Below are 16041 nucleotides of genomic sequence, written 5' to 3'. Positions count from 1 at the left end.
ACGTCAACAACTGATCCGTGCCTCCTTCGGGGCCGGATCCCTGAAGGAGAAGAGTGGCTGTCAGAGTCCACGAGCTCGCACGCGAGCTCGGTGTCGAGAGCAAGGTCGTCCTGTCCACCCTCAAGGAGATGGGCGAGTACGTGAAGTCGGCGTCCTCCACCGTCGAGGCGCCTGTCGTGCGCCGTCTGAAGGAGGAGCACGGCGACCGCCTGCGCGAGCAGGGCGCCAAGAAGGGTGCCAAGAAGGCCCCCGCCAAGCCGGCGGCGCCGAAGGCACCCCAGAAGACCCCCGAGTCCACGTCCGCCGAGGTCGCCGCATCGCCGGCCGCCCCGTCGGCCCCCACCGCGCCGAAGCCGGGTCCGGCCCAGGCGCCCACCCCCGAGGCTCCGGCCCCGGCTCCCCAGGTCGTCGAGGCTCCCGCCCCGGCAGCGCCTGAGGCACCGGCGCCCGAGGCTCCCGCCGCGGCGGCTCCCGCGCCGACGCGTACCCCGGGCCCGCGCCCGGGTCCCGCTCCGGCGCCGGCTCCCCGTCCGGGCCAGGCCGGCGGCCTGCCCACCGGCGGCGGTCCCCGTCCCGGTCCGCGCACGCCTGCCGCGCGTCCGGGCAACAACCCGTTCTCGTCCAAGCAGGGCATGCAGCAGGACCGCGCACCGCGGCCGCCTGCCGCACGTGAGGGCGGTGCCCCGGCACGTCCGGGCATGCCTCGCCCCAACCCCGCGATGATGCCCAAGCAGTCGTCGGTCGGTCCCGCGCGCCCCGGTGCGCGTCCCGGTCCCGGCGGTCGCGCCGGCGGTCCCGGTCGGCCCGGCGGCGGTGGCCGTCCCGGTGGCGGCGGTGGCGCCGGTGGCGCTGCGCGTCCCGGTGGCTTCAGCGGCCCTCCCGGTGGCGGTCGCCCCGGTGGCGGCGGTCCCGGTCGCAACCAGCGCGGCGGCACCCAGGGTGCCTTCGGTCGCGCCGGTGGTCCGGTGCGCCGTGGTCGCAAGAGCAAGCGCGCGAAGCGTCAGGAATTCGACCAGATGCAGGCGCCGTCGATCGGCGGCGTGCGCGTCCGCAAGGGCGACGGCCAGATCGTGCGCCTGGCGCGCGGCGCCTCGCTGACCGACTTCGCCGACAAGGTCGGCGTCGACGCGGCATCGCTCGTCCAGGTGCTGTTCCACATGGGCGAGATGGTGACCGCGACGCAGTCGGTCAACGACGAGACGCTGCAGCTGCTCGGTGAGGAGCTGAACTACGACGTCCAGGTCGTCTCGCCCGAGGACGAGGACCGCGAGCTGCTCGAGTCCTTCTCGCTGGAGTTCGGCGAGGACGAGGGCGACGAGGAGGATCTCGCGGCCCGCCCGCCGGTCGTCACCGTCATGGGTCACGTCGACCACGGCAAGACGAAGCTGCTCGACGCGCTGCGCAAGGCCAACGTGGCGGCCAAGGAGGCCGGCGGCATCACGCAGTCGATCGGCGCCTACCAGGTCGCCACCGAGGTCGACGGCAACGAGCGTCGCATCACCTTCATCGACACCCCGGGCCACGAGGCGTTCACCGCCATGCGTGCCCGTGGTGCCCAGGCGACCGACATCGCGATCCTCGTGGTCGCGGCCGACGACGGCGTCATGCCGCAGACGGTCGAGGCGCTCAACCACGCCAAGGCCGCCGGTGTGCCGATCGTCGTCGCGGTCAACAAGATCGACAAGGAAGGCGCCGACTCGACCAAGGTCCGCGGTCAGCTGACCGAGTACGGCCTGGTGCCCGAGGAGTACGGCGGCGACACGATGTTCGTCGACGTCTCGGCCAAGGCCGAGCTGGGCCTCGATGCCCTGCTCGAGTCGATCGTGCTCACCGCGGACGCGGAGCTCGACCTGCGCGCCAACCCGAACCAGCGGGCCGAGGGCCTCGCGATCGAGGCTCACCTCGACCGCGGTCGTGGCCCCGTGGCCACCGTGCTGGTCCAGCGCGGCACGCTGCGCGTCGGCGACTCGCTCGTCGCCGGTCCGGCCTTCGGCCGTGTCCGCGCGATGCTCGACGAGTTCGGCGACAACATCGAGGAGGCGACCCCGTCGCGTCCGGCGCTGGTGCTCGGCCTGACGGCCGTGCCCGGTGCGGGTGACAACTTCATGGTGGTCGAGGACGACCGCATCGCCCGTCAGATCGCCGAGAAGCGCGAGGCGCGCGAGCGCAACGCCCTGCTGGCGAAGCGCTCGGGTCGTCGCACGCTCGAGGACTTCATGTCCTCGATGGAGAAGGGCGAGGCCGACGAGCTGCTGCTCATCCTCAAGGGCGACGGCGCTGGTTCGGTCGAGGCCCTCGAGGACTCGCTGGCCGGCATCGACATCGGCGACGAGGTCTCGCTGCGGGTCATCGACCGTGGTGTCGGTGCGATCACCGAGACCGACGTCAACCTGGCGGCGGCCTCCAACGCGGTCATCATCGGCTACAACGTCCGCCCGCAGGGCAAGGCGACGGAGCTGGCCGACCGCGAGGGTGTCGAGATCAAGTACTACTCGGTCATCTACCAGGCGATCGACGAGATCGAGGCGGCCCTCAAGGGCATGCTCAAGCCGATCTACGAGGAGCAGCAGCTCGGTACCGCCGAGATCCGCGACATCTTCCGCTCGAGCAAGGTCAAGGGCGGCAACATCGCGGGCTGCATGGTCACCAGCGGCTCCATCCGGCGCAATGCGAAGGTTCGCATCGTGCGGGACGGCTCGGTCGTGGCCGACAACCTCGACGTCCTGTCGCTGCGCCGTGAGAAGGACGACGCGTCCGAGGTCCGCGAGGGCTTCGAGTGCGGTGTCGTGGTCTCGTACTCCGACATCAAGGTCGGGGACACCATCGAGGCCTTCGAGCTGGTCGAGAAGAAGCGGGACTGACCGTGGCAAGCCCTCGTCAGGCCAAGAAGTCCGATCGCATCAAGGAGATCGTGGCGACGATGCTCGAGCGGCGGGTCAAGGACCCGCGGCTCGGCTTCGTCACCATCACGGACGTGCGGCTGACCGGTGACGGTCAGCACGCGTCGATCTTCTACACCGTGATGGGCGACGGCCGCTCCCGGGAGGACACCGCCGCGGCGCTGGTCAGCGCCACGGGCCTGATCCGCTCCGAGGTCGGCAAGCAGCTCGGCGCGCGGCACACGCCGTCCCTGGAGTTCTTCCTGGACTCCGTCCCCGAGACGGCGCGCGAGATCGAGGACCTGCTGGCCAAGGCCCGCGAGTCCGATGCGCGCGTCGCCGAGGCGGCCCAGGGCGCCGCGTACGCCGGCGAGCCCGAGCCGTACAAGCAGCGCGAGGACGAGGACGAGTCCACTGAGCAGTGAGGTTCCGGGGTCGCGGCACGCCGACTCGCAGCAACGCGAGCGGCGCGCCGCGACCACGGCCTCGGGCCTGGTCGTCGTCGACAAGCCGATCGACTGGACCTCGCACGACGTGGTCGCGCGCACGCGACGGCTCGCCGGCACGCGCAAGGTCGGCCACGCCGGCACGCTCGATCCCATGGCCACGGGCGTGCTCGTGCTCGGGGTCAACCGCGCCACCCGGCTGCTCGGCCACGTGGCCGGCGCCGACAAGGAGTACCTCGCCACCATCGCGCTGGGTGCCACGACCGTCACGGACGACGCCCAGGGCGACGAGACGTCGGTGGCCGATGCGTCGGCCGTCACCGCCGACGACGTCCTGCGCGAGATCGCACCGCTGACCGGCGCGATCGAGCAGGTGCCCTCGGCCGTCTCGGCCATCAAGGTCGACGGCAAGCGTGCCTACGCGCGCGTGCGGTCGGGCGAGGAGGTCCAGCTCAAGGCACGCGCCGTGACGGTGGAGACCTTCGAGCTGACCGGGTTCGAGCCCGGCGAGCGCGCCTTCGCCCACGTGCGCGTGGTGTGCTCGAGCGGCACGTACGTGCGTGCCCTCGCGCGTGACCTCGGTCGCGCGCTGGGCGTCGGCGGACACCTCACCAGCCTGCGCCGCACGCGCGTGGGCGGCTTCGGCCTCGACCAGGCCCGCACCCTCGACCAGCTGGCCCAGTCGTTCGACATGGTCGGACTCGACGACGCCGCGCGGGCCGCGTTCCCCGGCCTGGACCTCGACGAGGACCAGGCCCGCGACGTGCGGTTCGGCCGCGCCCTCCCGGCGGTTGCCCTCCCGGCCGAGGGCCCGGTGGCGATGTTCGCCCCCGACGGTTCCTTCCTCGCGCTGTACGAGGCGGCCGGCGCCGGCGCGCGCCCTGTCGCCGTCTTCGTCTGAGACCACCTAGGCTGAGCGCCATGCGCTTCCGGTCGTCACCCCCACGCGGCCTGTTCCGCCGCTTCCTGATCGGCAGCCTGTTGGTGCAGCTGGGTGCCGTCGTCTCGCTGATGACCGCCACCTCCATCCGCAAGCGGATGCGTGGCAAGGGCACCGAGCCGCTCCCGCGGATCGAGGCCGAGCACTTCACGATCGGTGGCGGCAACGAGGTGCAGGTGTACGTCTCGGGGGAGGCGCTGTACGACGACATGCTCGCCGCGATCGCCGGCGCGCGCCGGCGGATCCTGCTGGAGTCCTACATCATCAAGGGCGACGAGATGGGCCGCCGGTTCCGCCGCGCCCTGCGCGACGCGGCCGACCGCGGCGTCGAGGTCTGCGTGATCTACGACGGCTTCGCCAACCTCGTGGTGCCGCCCGCGTTCTTCCGATTCGGCCACGGGGTGCACATGATGCGCTACCCGATCCTGCCGCACCGGCTGGCGTTCTTCAGCCCTCGCGCCTGGGGCCGCAACCACCGCAAGATCCTCGTGGTCGACGACGCCATCGGGTTCGTCGGGGGCTACAACATCGGCAGCCTCTACGCCGACGAGTGGCGCGACACCCACGTCGCGGTCACCGGTCCGGCGGTGTGGGACCTGGAGAACGCCTTCATCGACTTCTGGAACGATGTGCGTCCGCACGAGTCGATGACGCCCCTCTCCGAGTCCACCTGGGACCCGCACGTGCGCGCTCACCGCAACGTGCCCCGGCAGCTCATCTACCCGATCCGTGGGATGTACCTCGAGGCGATCGACCGGGCGACGAAGTCCATCGAGATCACGCAGGCGTACTTCATCCCCGACAAGAACATCCTGCAAGGACTCGTCGACGCCAGCCGTCGCGGCGTGCAGGTGCGTATCCTCGTCCCGAAGGTCTCGAACCACGTCGTCGCCGACTTCGTCGCGCGCGGCTACTTCGGCCAGCTGCTCGACGCCGGAGTGGAGATCCTGCGCTACAGCGACCACATGGTGCACGCGAAGACGATGACGGTCGATGGCGAGTGGTCGACCATCGGCACTGCCAACATCGACCGTCTGAGCCTGACGGGGAACTACGAGATCAACCTCGAGATCCTCGATGACGGACTCGCGGAGGGCATGAGCCGCATCTTCGAGCGCGACGCCCAGAGCGCCCAGGTCCTCGACGTCCAGGCCTGGCGCGACCGGCCCACGATCGCCCGGCTCTACGAGCGTCTCCTGAGCCCGTGGCGGCCGCTGGTCTGACGCCGGCGCCGGCGCGGTCGGCGTGTCCCGGGGGAGCGGGCGTGGTCGTTTTGGCCCGGAATCTCGGGTGTGACGCAGGGCACCCCGACCCCGGTTTGCCCTCGCTGGGATCGTATGGGTAGTGTTCTTCTTGTTGCGCCGAACAGCGCAGCGGAGCGCAGACCGAAGCGGTTAACGCCAGGAACCTCCTCTGGGGGGTCCGGAAACTGGCCGCGGGAAAACGTAGCGCGCATCGTGACCGACCCGGGTTTGACCTGGTGAAAACGGCGATGTAAATTGGAGCCTCTGCATGGATCCGGGAACGGTGATGTGTGTGATGTGCGTCTGATCCTTGAGAACTCAACAGTGTGCCAAAAGTCGACGAATTAATTAGTAGTACCCCGGCGGCGACGAAGGACGATGGGCTTCGGTTCATGGTCGCGCGTTGCCGCAGGGACAATTCCGACAACAATGACTGTCCAGCAGTCAAAACTTGTCAGGAATCAGCTTTTCTAGATGTTGACCATGCCTTTGGGTGTGGGAGATTTTCAACGGAGAGTTTGATCCTGGCTCAGGACGAACGCTGGCGGCGTGCTTAACACATGCAAGTCGAGCGGTAAGGCTCCTTCGGGAGTACACGAGCGGCGAACGGGTGAGTAACACGTGAGTAACCTGCCCCATTCTTCGGAATAACCAGTGGAAACGCTGGCTAATGCCGAATACGACCACCGAAGGCATCTTCTGGTGGTGGAAAGCTCCGGCGGAATGGGATGGACTCGCGGCCTATCAGCTTGTTGGTGAGGTAATGGCTCACCAAGGCGACGACGGGTAGCCGGCCTGAGAGGGTGACCGGCCACACTGGGACTGAGACACGGCCCAGACTCCTACGGGAGGCAGCAGTGGGGAATATTGGACAATGGGCGAAAGCCTGATCCAGCAACGCCGCGTGAGGGATGACGGCCTTCGGGTTGTAAACCTCTTTCAGCAGGGACGAAGCGAAAGTGACGGTACCTGCAGAAGAAGGACCGGCCAACTACGTGCCAGCAGCCGCGGTAATACGTAGGGTCCGAGCGTTGTCCGGAATTATTGGGCGTAAAGGGCTCGTAGGCGGTTTGTCACGTCGGAAGTGAAAACTCAGGGCTCAACCCTGAGCGTGCTTACGATACGGGCAAACTAGAGGTATGCAGGGGAGAACGGAATTCCTGGTGTAGCGGTGGAATGCGCAGATATCAGGAGGAACACCGGTGGCGAAGGCGGTTCTCTGGGCATTACCTGACGCTGAGGAGCGAAAGCATGGGGAGCGAACAGGATTAGATACCCTGGTAGTCCATGCCGTAAACGTTGGGCGCTAGGTGTGGGGACCTTCCACGGTCTCCGTGCCGCAGCTAACGCATTAAGCGCCCCGCCTGGGGAGTACGGCCGCAAGGCTAAAACTCAAAGGAATTGACGGGGGCCCGCACAAGCGGCGGAGCATGCTGATTAATTCGATGCAACGCGAAGAACCTTACCTGGGTTTGACATATGCCGGAAAGCCGTAGAGATACGGCCCCCCTTGTGGTCGGTATACAGGTGGTGCATGGCTGTCGTCAGCTCGTGTCGTGAGATGTTGGGTTAAGTCCCGCAACGAGCGCAACCCTCGTCCTATGTTGCCAGCACGTTATGGTGGGGACTCATAGGAGACTGCCGGGGTCAACTCGGAGGAAGGTGGGGATGACGTCAAGTCTTCATGCCCCTTATGTCCAGGGCTTCAAGCATGCTACAATGGCCGGTACAAAGGGCTGCGAAACCGCGAGGTGGAGCGAATCCCAAAAAGCCGGTCTCAGTTCGGATTGGGGTCTGCAACTCGACCCCATGAAGTCGGAGTCGCTAGTAATCGCAGATCAGCAACGCTGCGGTGAATACGTTCCCGGGCCTTGTACACACCGCCCGTCACGTCATGAAAGTCGGCAACACCCGAAGCCGGTGGCCCAACCCTTGTGGAGGGAGCCGTCGAAGGTGGGGCTGGCGATTGGGACGAAGTCGTAACAAGGTAGCCGTACCGGAAGGTGCGGCTGGATCACCTCCTTTCTAAGGAGCACTCGATAAGAGACTGGACTTCAGGGTCCAGGCGGATCGTTCGTCAGCAAACGTCTGACGCGGTCCAGCTCACTAGTGGACGTCGACTATTTGGCTTGTCGCCGGCGGATGACCGTCAGTACTGCTCCTTTGGAGCGTGGAAACTCGGTCGGACACGGTGACAACTCAGGCACACTGTTGGGTCCTGAGGGATCAGCATCTTGATGTTGGATTCCTCGGACCGTACACCCCCTCGAACCACTCGATCTTGATCGAGCAGGCGGGGATTTGAGTACGGGACCGATCGTATTTTGAGAACTTCACAGTGGACGCGAGCATCTTTGTAGTAACAACAAGCTACTAAGTGCACATGGTGGATGCCTTGGCATCGAGAGCCGATGAAGGACGTTGGAGTCTGCGAAAAGCCCCGGGGAGTTGACAACCGAGCTGTGATCCGGGGATGTCCGAATGGGGAAACCCACTCAGAGGAAAGTCTGAGTACCTGCGCCTGAACACATAGGGCGTTTGGAGGGAACGTGGGGAAGTGAAACATCTCAGTACCCACAGGAAGAGAAAACAACAGTGATTCCGGTAGTAGTGGCGAGCGAAACCGGAAGAGGCTAAACCTTGGATGTGTGATAGCCGGCAGGCGTTGCATCCAGGGGGTTGTGGGACCGCACCGATTGTTCTGCCGAGCAGTCAAAGAGTCATAAACCATGAGTGAAGGTGAAGCCGACTGGAAAGTCGCGACACAGAGGGTGAGATCCCCGTAACCGTAAACTCCTGGCTCTTGTGCGTCATCCCGAGTAACACCGAACCCCTGAAATTCGGTGTGAATCTGGCGGGACCACCCGCTAAGCCTAAATACTCCTCGATGACCGATAGCGGACAAGTACCGTGAGGGAAAGGTGAAAAGTACCCCGGGAGGGGAGTGAAATAGTACCTGAAACCATGTGCATACAATCCGTTGGAGCAGTTCTTCGGAACTGTGACAGCGTGCCTTTTGAAGAATGAGCCTGCGAGTTAGCGTTGTGTAGCAAGGTTAAGGCGAGTGCCGTAGCCGTAGCGAAAGCGAGTCCGAATAGGGCGCTTGAGTTGCACGATCTAGACCCGAAGCGGAGTGATCTATCCATGGCCAGGTTGAAGCGCGGGTAAGACCGCGTGGAGGACCGAACCCACCTAGGTTAAAAACTGGGGGGATGAGCTGTGGATAGGGGTGAAAGGCCAATCAAACTCCGTGATAGCTGGTTCTCCCCGAAATGCATTTAGGTGCAGCGTCACGCGTTTCTTACCGGAGGTAGAGCACTGGATGGGCTAGGGGGCCTACAAGCTTACTGAACTCAACCAAACTCCGAATGCCGGTAAGTGAGAGCGTGGCAGTGAGACTGCGGGGGATAAGCTCCGTAGTCGAGAGGGAAACAGCCCAGACCATCAGCTAAGGTCCCAAAGCGATTGCTAAGTGGAAAAGGATGTGGAGTCGCAGAGACAACCAGGAGGTTGGCTTAGAAGCAGCCACCCTTGAAAGAGTGCGTAATAGCTCACTGGTCAAGTAATTCCGCGCCGACAATTTAGCGGGGCTCAAGCAATCCACCGAAGCTATGGGATTCACACATGAGGTAGGCCTTCGTGGTCCAGCCGTGTGGATCGGTAGGGGAGCGTCGTGTCGCGAGCGAAGCGGCGGGGTAACCCAGCCGTGGATGCGACACGAGTGAGAATGCAGGCATGAGTAGCGAATGAGGAGTGAGAAACTCCTCCACCGAATGACCAAGGGTTCCAGGGTCAAGCTAATCTTCCCTGGGTAAGTCGGGACCTAAGGCGAGGCCGACAGGCGTAGTCGATGGACAACGGGTTGATATTCCCGTACCGGCGCTGAATCGCCCATGCTGAATCCAGTGATGCTAAGTGCCCGAAACCTGACCTAACGTCTCTTCGGAGACAATGGTCAGGCGGAGCGCATGACCCGATCTGGTAGTAGGCAAGCGATGGTGTGACGCAGGAAGGTAGCTCATCCGTGGCGATGGTAGTCCACGGGTAAGGTCGTAGGACGAGTGATAGGCAAATCCGTCACTCATATGTCTGAGAGCCGATGCCACCCACTTAGTGGAGTGTGAGTGATCCTATGCTGCCGAGAAAAGCATCTAGCGAGATTCAGAGCCGCCCGTACCCCAAACCGACTCAGGTGGTCAAGTAGAGAATACTAAGGTGATCGAGAGAATCATGGTTAAGGAACTCGGCAAAATGCCCCCGTAACTTCGGGAGAAGGGGGGCCGGATGCGTTATCAGACTTGCTCTGAGAAGCGTTGAAGGCCGCAGAGACCAGGCCCAAGCGACTGTTTACTAAAAACACAGGTCCATGCTAAGTCGAAAGACGCCGTATATGGACTGACTCCTGCCCGGTGCTGGAAGGTTAAGGGGACGTGTTAGCGCAAGCGAAGCACAGAACTTAAGCCCCAGTAAACGGCGGTGGTAACTATAACCATCCTAAGGTAGCGAAATTCCTTGTCGGGTAAGTTCCGACCTGCACGAATGGAGTAACGACTTGGGCGCTGTCTCAACCATGAACTCGGCGAAATTGCACTACGAGTAAAGATGCTCGTTACGCGCGGCAGGACGGAAAGACCCCGGGACCTTTACTATAGTTTGGTATTGGTGTTTGGTTCGACTTGTGTAGGATAGGTGGGAGACTGTGAAGCTTGGACGCCAGTTCAGGTGGAGTCATCGTTGAAATACCACTCTGGTCGTACTAGATATCTAACCTAGGTCCGTTATCCGGATCAGGGACAGTGCCTGATGGGTAGTTTAACTGGGGCGGTTGCCTCCTAAAATGTAACGGAGGCGCTCAAAGGTTCCCTCAGCCTGGTTGGCAATCAGGTTTCGAGTGTAAGTGCACAAGGGAGCTTGACTGTGAGAGTGACAGCTCGAGCAGGGACGAAAGTCGGAACTAGTGATCCGGCGCTGGCATGTGGAAGCGGCGTCGCTCAACGGATAAAAGGTACCCCGGGGATAACAGGCTGATCTTCCCCAAGAGTCCATATCGACGGGATGGTTTGGCACCTCGATGTCGGCTCGTCGCATCCTGGGGCCGTAGCAGGTCCCAAGGGTTGGGCTGTTCGCCCATTAAAGCGGCACGCGAGCTGGGTTTAGAACGTCGTGAGACAGTTCGGTCCCTATCCGCCGCGCGCGTAGGAAACTTGAGAAAGGCTGCCCCTAGTACGAGAGGACCGGGGTGGACGAACCTCTGGTGTGCCAGTTGTTCTGCCAAGAGCACGGCTGGTTGGCTACGTTCGGAAGTGATAACCGCTGAAAGCATCTAAGCGGGAAGCATGTTTCAAGATGAGGTTTCCCACTGGTTAACCAGGTAAGGCCCCCAGCAGACCACTGGGTTGATAGGCCGGAAGTAGAAGTGTGGCAACACATGGAGCTGACCGGTACTAATAGGCCGAGGGCTTGTTTCTTACAAAGATCTACCGCGTCCACTGTGAGGTTCCCGAGATATGATCGGGAGCCAGGCAACACGAGTACGACCCCTTGGGGTCGATACTCGTCTGCCGCCAAGGCTTGTTGATATCTCCATAGAGTTTCGGCGACCATGGCGAAGGGGAAACACCCGGTTACATTCCGAACCCGGAAGTTAAGCCCTTCAGCGCCGATGGTACTGCACTGGAGACGGTGTGGGAGAGTAGGACGTCGCCGGACAATCATTAGCGCGAGGCCGCTCCCTTTGGGAGCGGCCTTGCTGCATTTGTGCCCCCAACAGGGCATGCTCTCTTGTGGGAAGGGACCCATCATGGCCGATCATCGCAACTCCGGACCCCAGAACCGCGGCAGCAACAGCCGCGGCAAGCCCAACCGCCCCAAAAGCGGCAAGCCCACCAGCAGCGGCGGCAAGCCCAGCAGCGGCGGCAAGCCCACCAGCGCAGGCCGCGGCCGCCCCGACAGCGGCAGCCGCCCCGCCGGACGCTCCGGCGGCGCTCCGCGACGCGGCAACGACCGCCCCGACCGCCCCGGCCGCGGCCAGTCCGCCAGCGACCGCACCGACGCCCAGAAGATCTACGACGGCCCGGCGATCCCCGACGACGTCAGCGCCAAGGACCTCGACAAGTTCGCCCGCCAAGAGCTCCAGGGCCTGCCCGACAAGCTCGCCGAGAAAGTCGCCCGACACCTCGTCATGGCCGGCGTCCTGCTCCACGAAGACCCCGAACTCGCCCACAAGCACGCCCTGGCCGCCCGAGCCCGCGCCATGCGCGTCGGCCTGGTCCGCGAAGCCACCGGCGAGACCGCCTACGCCTGCGGCAACTGGGCCGAAGCCCTCGCCGAGTTCCGCGCCGCCAAACGCATGACCGGCCGCCACAGCTACGCCCCCATGATGGCCGACGCCGAACGCGCCCTCAAACGCCCCGAAAAAGCCCTCGAATACGACCGCCCCGACATCCGCGCCCACCTCGACGAAGCCGGCAACACCGAACTGTCCATCGTCATCGCCGGCGCCCGCCGCGACCTCGGACACCTCGACGCCGCCCTCCAAATCCTCGAATCCGAACCCCTCACCACCAAAGGCCGCGCCGACTGGGTCACCCGCCTGCGCTACGCCTACGCCGACACCCTCCTCGCCGCCGGACGCACAGACGAAGCCATCACCTGGTTCCACCGCGTCGCCGGCACCGACGCCAACAACCTCACCGACGTCGAAGAACGACTCACCCAACTCGAAGGCTGACCCACTGCGCGTCCGACACGGGATCGGCACTTCATGAGAGTCCTCTCACGAACGCCTCACGGAGGCCTCACGAGCGGTCGCGAGAGTGAAGGCATCAACTCTCGAGGAGGACTCATGAAGAACAGTGTGCGTACGGGCATCGCGGCCCTGGCAGGAACCATCGCCCTCACCACGGGCGGCGTCGTCGTGGCCCAGGCGGCCGTCGGGGCGCCCTCCGATCCGGTCAAGCGCGAGGACACCAGCACCGGCGTCGTGACCACCGTGACCGACGACCCCACGCCGGATCCCGATCCGACCACGGGCCCCACGGACGACCCGACCCAGAACACCCTCAACACTCGGGTCTCGGCGCAGACCAAGGCCGGTGCCGCGGACGACCCGACGGCGAACACGGTGCAGTCGCGCCAGACGGTGCAGTCGCGGGCCAGCGCCCCGTCGCGTCAGACGGTGCAGACGCGCCCGAGCGCCCCGTCGCGTCAGACGGTCGCGTCGAAGCAGTCCGCCCAGACGCGCGGCACGAACTGATGTCGAACGACCTCGCGCCCGGCGCCCCGGCGGCAGACCTGCCGCCGGGGCTGGTGGGTCTCTCCGAGCTCGGTGGGGGACTGCACCACGAGGTCTGGCTGGCCTACGACGAGTCGCGGCTGGCGCCGGTCGTGGTGAAGATCCTGCGCCCCGAGCTGGTCGGCGACGCCGACGCCGTGGGCGCGACCCTGCGCGAGATCGACGTGCTGGCCGGGCTGGCGCACCCGTCGATCGTGCGCCTGTACGACTTCGACGACGCGGCCGAACGTCCCTACATGGTGCAGGAGCACCTCGACGGCCCCACGCTGTCGTCCCTCATCTTCCGCGACGGACCCGTGCAGCTCCACCAGCTGCTGCCGCTCGCCCTCGAGCTCGCCGGGAGCGTGCACTACCTGCACACGAACGGCCTGCTCCATCTGGACGTGAAGCCCAGCAACGTGATCATGGGCGCGCCGGCGAAGCTCATCGACCTCAGCCTCACGCTCGACCTCGACAGCGCCGCGGCGCTCGACTACCCGGTCGGCAGCGACGAGTACATGCCGCCGGAGCAGTGCGACCCGCTCGCCCACGGACCGATCGGTCCCGCCGCCGACGTGTGGTCGATCGGCGCGACCCTGTACCGCGCCGCGGTCGGCCACCGGGCCTGGCGCTTCGGCTCCGAGGACCGCTGGCCGCAGCTGACGGCCCGCCCGAAGCCCATGCCCGACTTCGTGCCCGGGGCGATCCGCGACCTCGTGATGGACTGTCTCGCGTTCGATCCGGCCGCGCGGCCGACCACGCTCGACCTCGTCGAGCGGATCGAGCCGCTCATGGCGGCGCTGCCCACGGCGCGGCTCGCTGGCTTCAGCCTGCGTCGCTGACTCAGCCGGCCCGGTAGCCGACGCCACGCACCGTGGTGACGAGCTCCGGGCCGAGCTTCTTGCGCAGGTAGCCGACGTACACGTCGACGATGTTCGAGCCGGGGTCGAAGTCGTAGCCCCACACGTGCGACAGCAGCTGCTCTCGCGAGAGCGCCTGTCCGCGGTGGCGCAGCAGGACCTCGGCCAGCGCGAACTCGCGCGCCGACAGGTCCACCTCGCGGTCACCGACGAACGCGCGACGGCTGCGCACGTCGAGCCGCACGTCGCCGGCTGCGAGGTCCTCGTTCACGACCGTCTGCCCCGTGGCGCGCAGCCGCAGCCGCACCCGTGCGACGAGCTCGGCGAACCGGAAGGGCTTGCTCATGTAGTCGGCGGCGCCGCCCTCGAGCGCGGCGACCGTGTCGGTGACGGAGTCGCGGGCGGTCAGGACGATCACCGGCAGGGTGGAGCGCTCCGCGCGCAGCCGCTCGAGCACCGTGTAGCCGTCCATGCCGGGCAGGCCGATGTCGAGGACGATGAGGTCGAACTCGCCGCTGAGGGCGTAGTCGAGGCCCGTGATGCCGTCGGAGACGACGGTGGGCGTGAACCCCTCGGACCTCAGGCCCTTGGCGACGAACGAGGCGATGCGCTCCTCGTCCTCCACCACCAGGATCCGGCTCATGTCACCGATCCTCCTCCCTCGGCAGCCGGAGCCGGAACACGGCCCCCGAGCTGGCGGGGGAGTCGTCGAGGGTCACGCGGCCTCCGTGCGCCTCCGCGATCGCGCTCACGATCGACAGTCCGAGGCCGAAGCCGTCGTGCGAGCTGGTCGTGGTGAAGCGGTCGAAGATCTCCTCGCGCAGCTCGGGCGGCACGCCGGGCCCCGTGTCGGACACCCAGAACTCGATACTCGTGGGCGAGGACTTCGACCCGATCGTGATGAGGTCGCCCTCCTGCGTGTGGCGCGCGGCGTTGTCGGCGAGCTGCAGGAGGGCCTGCGTGACCCGCTGCCCGTCGAGGAGGGCCTCACCCTCGGCCGACAGGTCGGTGCGCCAGTCGCGATCGGCCAGCGCCCGGCACCGTGCGGCGACCCCGTCGCCGAGGGTGGGCAGGTCGACCGGCTCGAGACGGATGAAGTCGGGGCGGCGCGCCTTGGCCAGCACCAGCAGCTCGTCGACGAGGCGGGACATGCGGTCGATCTCGTCGAGCAGCAGGGCCCGGGTCTCCTCGACGTCGGCCGGGTCGTCCGGTGCCATCACCTCGAGGTGCCCGCGCAGGACGGTCAGGGGAGTGCGCAGCTCGTGGCCGGCGTCGTCGAGCATGCGGCGCTGCGTGGCGAAGGCCGCCTCCAGGCGGTCGAGCATCGCGTTGAACGTGATCTGCAGGTCGGTGAGGTCGTCGTGGCCGGTCACCTCCAGGCGCTCGTCGAGCGAGCCGGCACTGATGTCCCGGGCGGTGTCGCGCAGGAGGGTCAGCGGCCGCAGCAGGCGGCCCGCGAGCCAGGACGACGCCGCCACGACGACGACCAGCGCGAGCAGGCCGACGAGCGCGTAGGTGATGAGCAGGTCGTTCAGCTGCTCCTGGGCCTGCGTGCGGTCGCGGCTCACGACGAGGGCCGCGGTGCGGTCGCCCTCCTGCACCGGCAGGACTCCCACGCGGTAGCGGGCGCCGGCAGCGTCGAACGTGCGCAGGCCGCCGGTCGCGCGGAGGTCCTCCACGAGCGCCGAGAAGCGGGGGGAGTCCAGCAGGTTCCGGTCGGAGTCGCCGATGTACTTCGGCCCACCGGTGGTGGGGTACATCCAGACGATCTCGCCGTCGTCGGGCAGCGTGCGGGCGAGGAACGACTCGAGCTGCGCGTCGGCGCCCATGCCCGGGTCGGCCGCGGTGGCGGCGCGGAACTCGGCGAACTCCTGCGCGATCGCCGCGTCGATGCTCTGGTCGATGCGGCGCGACTCCACGACCCACATCGCGACGCCGGCGGCGAGCAGCGCGGCGCCCACGAGCACCGCGATCGCGACGATCAGGCGGCTGCGGACGGAGAACGCGACGCGCGGCCGCCTCACCACGCCCGGCTCCGGCCGCGCGACTCAGTCGTCATCGCGGTCATCGCGGTCGTCGTCCTCACGGTCGTCCGGGGTGTCGTCGTCATCGTCATCGTCGTCGACGGACTTCGGGGTGGGCTTCACCTGGCTGGGCTCGGTCGGCGCCGGGGTGGTCGGCGGCGTCGCCGAGGGCTTCTCCGTGGCCGGGGTCTGCGTCGTGGCCGCGTCGGTCGGCGTGATGACGACGGGCACGACCGTCCCGTCGGTGCCCGACGCGGGCATCAGGCGCCCCGCCAGCACGGCGCCCAGGGCGAGGACCACCGCACCGAGCAGGCCGGCGATCATGAGGGAGCGGGAGCGCATGGTCCCATTCTCCCGGTTCCGGACCGGATCCGA

Annotated in this window: 10 protein-coding genes and 3 rRNA genes; 10 read left to right on the top strand and 3 right to left on the bottom strand. The window is 66.1% G+C overall.

Annotation, left to right across the window (positions count from 1 at the left end):
* The first annotated feature begins 53 nt into the window (after positions 1–53).
* From infB to ACY1JX_RS04110, 10 genes are all read left to right on the top strand, one after another.
* Complete coding sequence (infB, locus tag ACY1JX_RS04155) at positions 54–2861, top strand: translation initiation factor IF-2 (protein WP_462565292.1); 2808 nt, start codon at positions 54–56, stop codon at positions 2859–2861.
* On the top strand, positions 2858–3304 hold the full coding sequence (gene rbfA, locus ACY1JX_RS04150) for a 30S ribosome-binding factor RbfA (RefSeq protein WP_462565867.1): 447 nt from the start codon (positions 2858–2860) through the stop codon (positions 3302–3304). Before infB ends, rbfA begins: the two co-directional genes overlap by 4 nt.
* A gap of 109 nt (positions 3305–3413) precedes the next feature.
* The gene (gene truB, locus ACY1JX_RS04145; protein WP_462565291.1) at positions 3414–4226 is read left to right on the top strand and encodes a tRNA pseudouridine(55) synthase TruB; all 813 of its coding nucleotides are present in this window, start codon (positions 3414–3416) and stop codon (positions 4224–4226) included.
* A gap of 20 nt (positions 4227–4246) precedes the next feature.
* The gene (locus ACY1JX_RS04140) at positions 4247–5488 is read left to right on the top strand and encodes a phospholipase D-like domain-containing protein (protein ID WP_286929762.1); all 1242 of its coding nucleotides are present in this window, start codon (positions 4247–4249) and stop codon (positions 5486–5488) included.
* Positions 5489–6015: 527 nt separating this feature from the next.
* Positions 6016–7534 (top strand): 16S ribosomal RNA (locus ACY1JX_RS04135).
* Between the two features lie 338 nt (positions 7535–7872).
* Positions 7873–10977 (top strand): 23S ribosomal RNA (locus tag ACY1JX_RS04130).
* Between the two features lie 124 nt (positions 10978–11101).
* Positions 11102–11218: ribosomal RNA gene (rrf, locus tag ACY1JX_RS04125) — 5S ribosomal RNA — on the top strand.
* Together the 16S, 23S and 5S rRNA genes form the textbook arrangement of a ribosomal RNA operon.
* 91 nt (positions 11219–11309) lie before the next feature.
* Positions 11310–12239 (top strand): tetratricopeptide repeat protein, encoded by a 930-nt coding sequence (locus tag ACY1JX_RS04120; protein WP_462565290.1) that lies wholly within the window; start codon positions 11310–11312, stop codon positions 12237–12239.
* A 114-nt stretch (positions 12240–12353) separates the two neighbouring features.
* On the top strand, positions 12354–12764 hold the full coding sequence (locus ACY1JX_RS04115; protein WP_078698439.1) for a hypothetical protein: 411 nt from the start codon (positions 12354–12356) through the stop codon (positions 12762–12764).
* Positions 12764–13624, top strand: a complete 861-nt coding sequence (locus ACY1JX_RS04110) for a serine/threonine-protein kinase (RefSeq protein ID WP_286928032.1) — start codon at positions 12764–12766, stop codon at positions 13622–13624. The genes ACY1JX_RS04115 and ACY1JX_RS04110 overlap by 1 nt, the downstream gene beginning before the upstream one ends.
* Position 13625: 1 nt before the next feature.
* Here the strand turns inward: ACY1JX_RS04110 and ACY1JX_RS04105 are convergent, their stop codons facing one another.
* Genes ACY1JX_RS04105 through ACY1JX_RS04095 form a run of 3 tightly spaced genes read right to left on the bottom strand, consistent with a single transcriptional unit; the run spans position 13626 to position 16008 of the window.
* Positions 13626–14285 carry a response regulator transcription factor gene (locus tag ACY1JX_RS04105; protein ID WP_181755445.1) on the bottom strand — a complete coding sequence of 220 codons (660 nt, stop codon included), beginning with the start codon at positions 14283–14285 and terminating at the stop codon, positions 13626–13628.
* Between the two features lies 1 nt (position 14286).
* Positions 14287–15669, bottom strand: coding sequence for a sensor histidine kinase (locus ACY1JX_RS04100; protein WP_462565289.1), 1383 nt, complete (start codon positions 15667–15669; stop codon positions 14287–14289).
* Between the two features lie 21 nt (positions 15670–15690).
* On the bottom strand, positions 15691–16008 hold the full coding sequence (locus tag ACY1JX_RS04095; protein WP_286928029.1) for a hypothetical protein: 318 nt from the start codon (positions 16006–16008) through the stop codon (positions 15691–15693).
* Between the last annotated feature and the right edge of the window lie 33 nt (positions 16009–16041).

This window comes from Aeromicrobium sp. JP4, assembly GCF_054957925.1.
The sequence above is the reverse complement of the archived record's forward strand: the minus strand, read 5'-3'. Positions and strand labels throughout refer to the sequence as shown.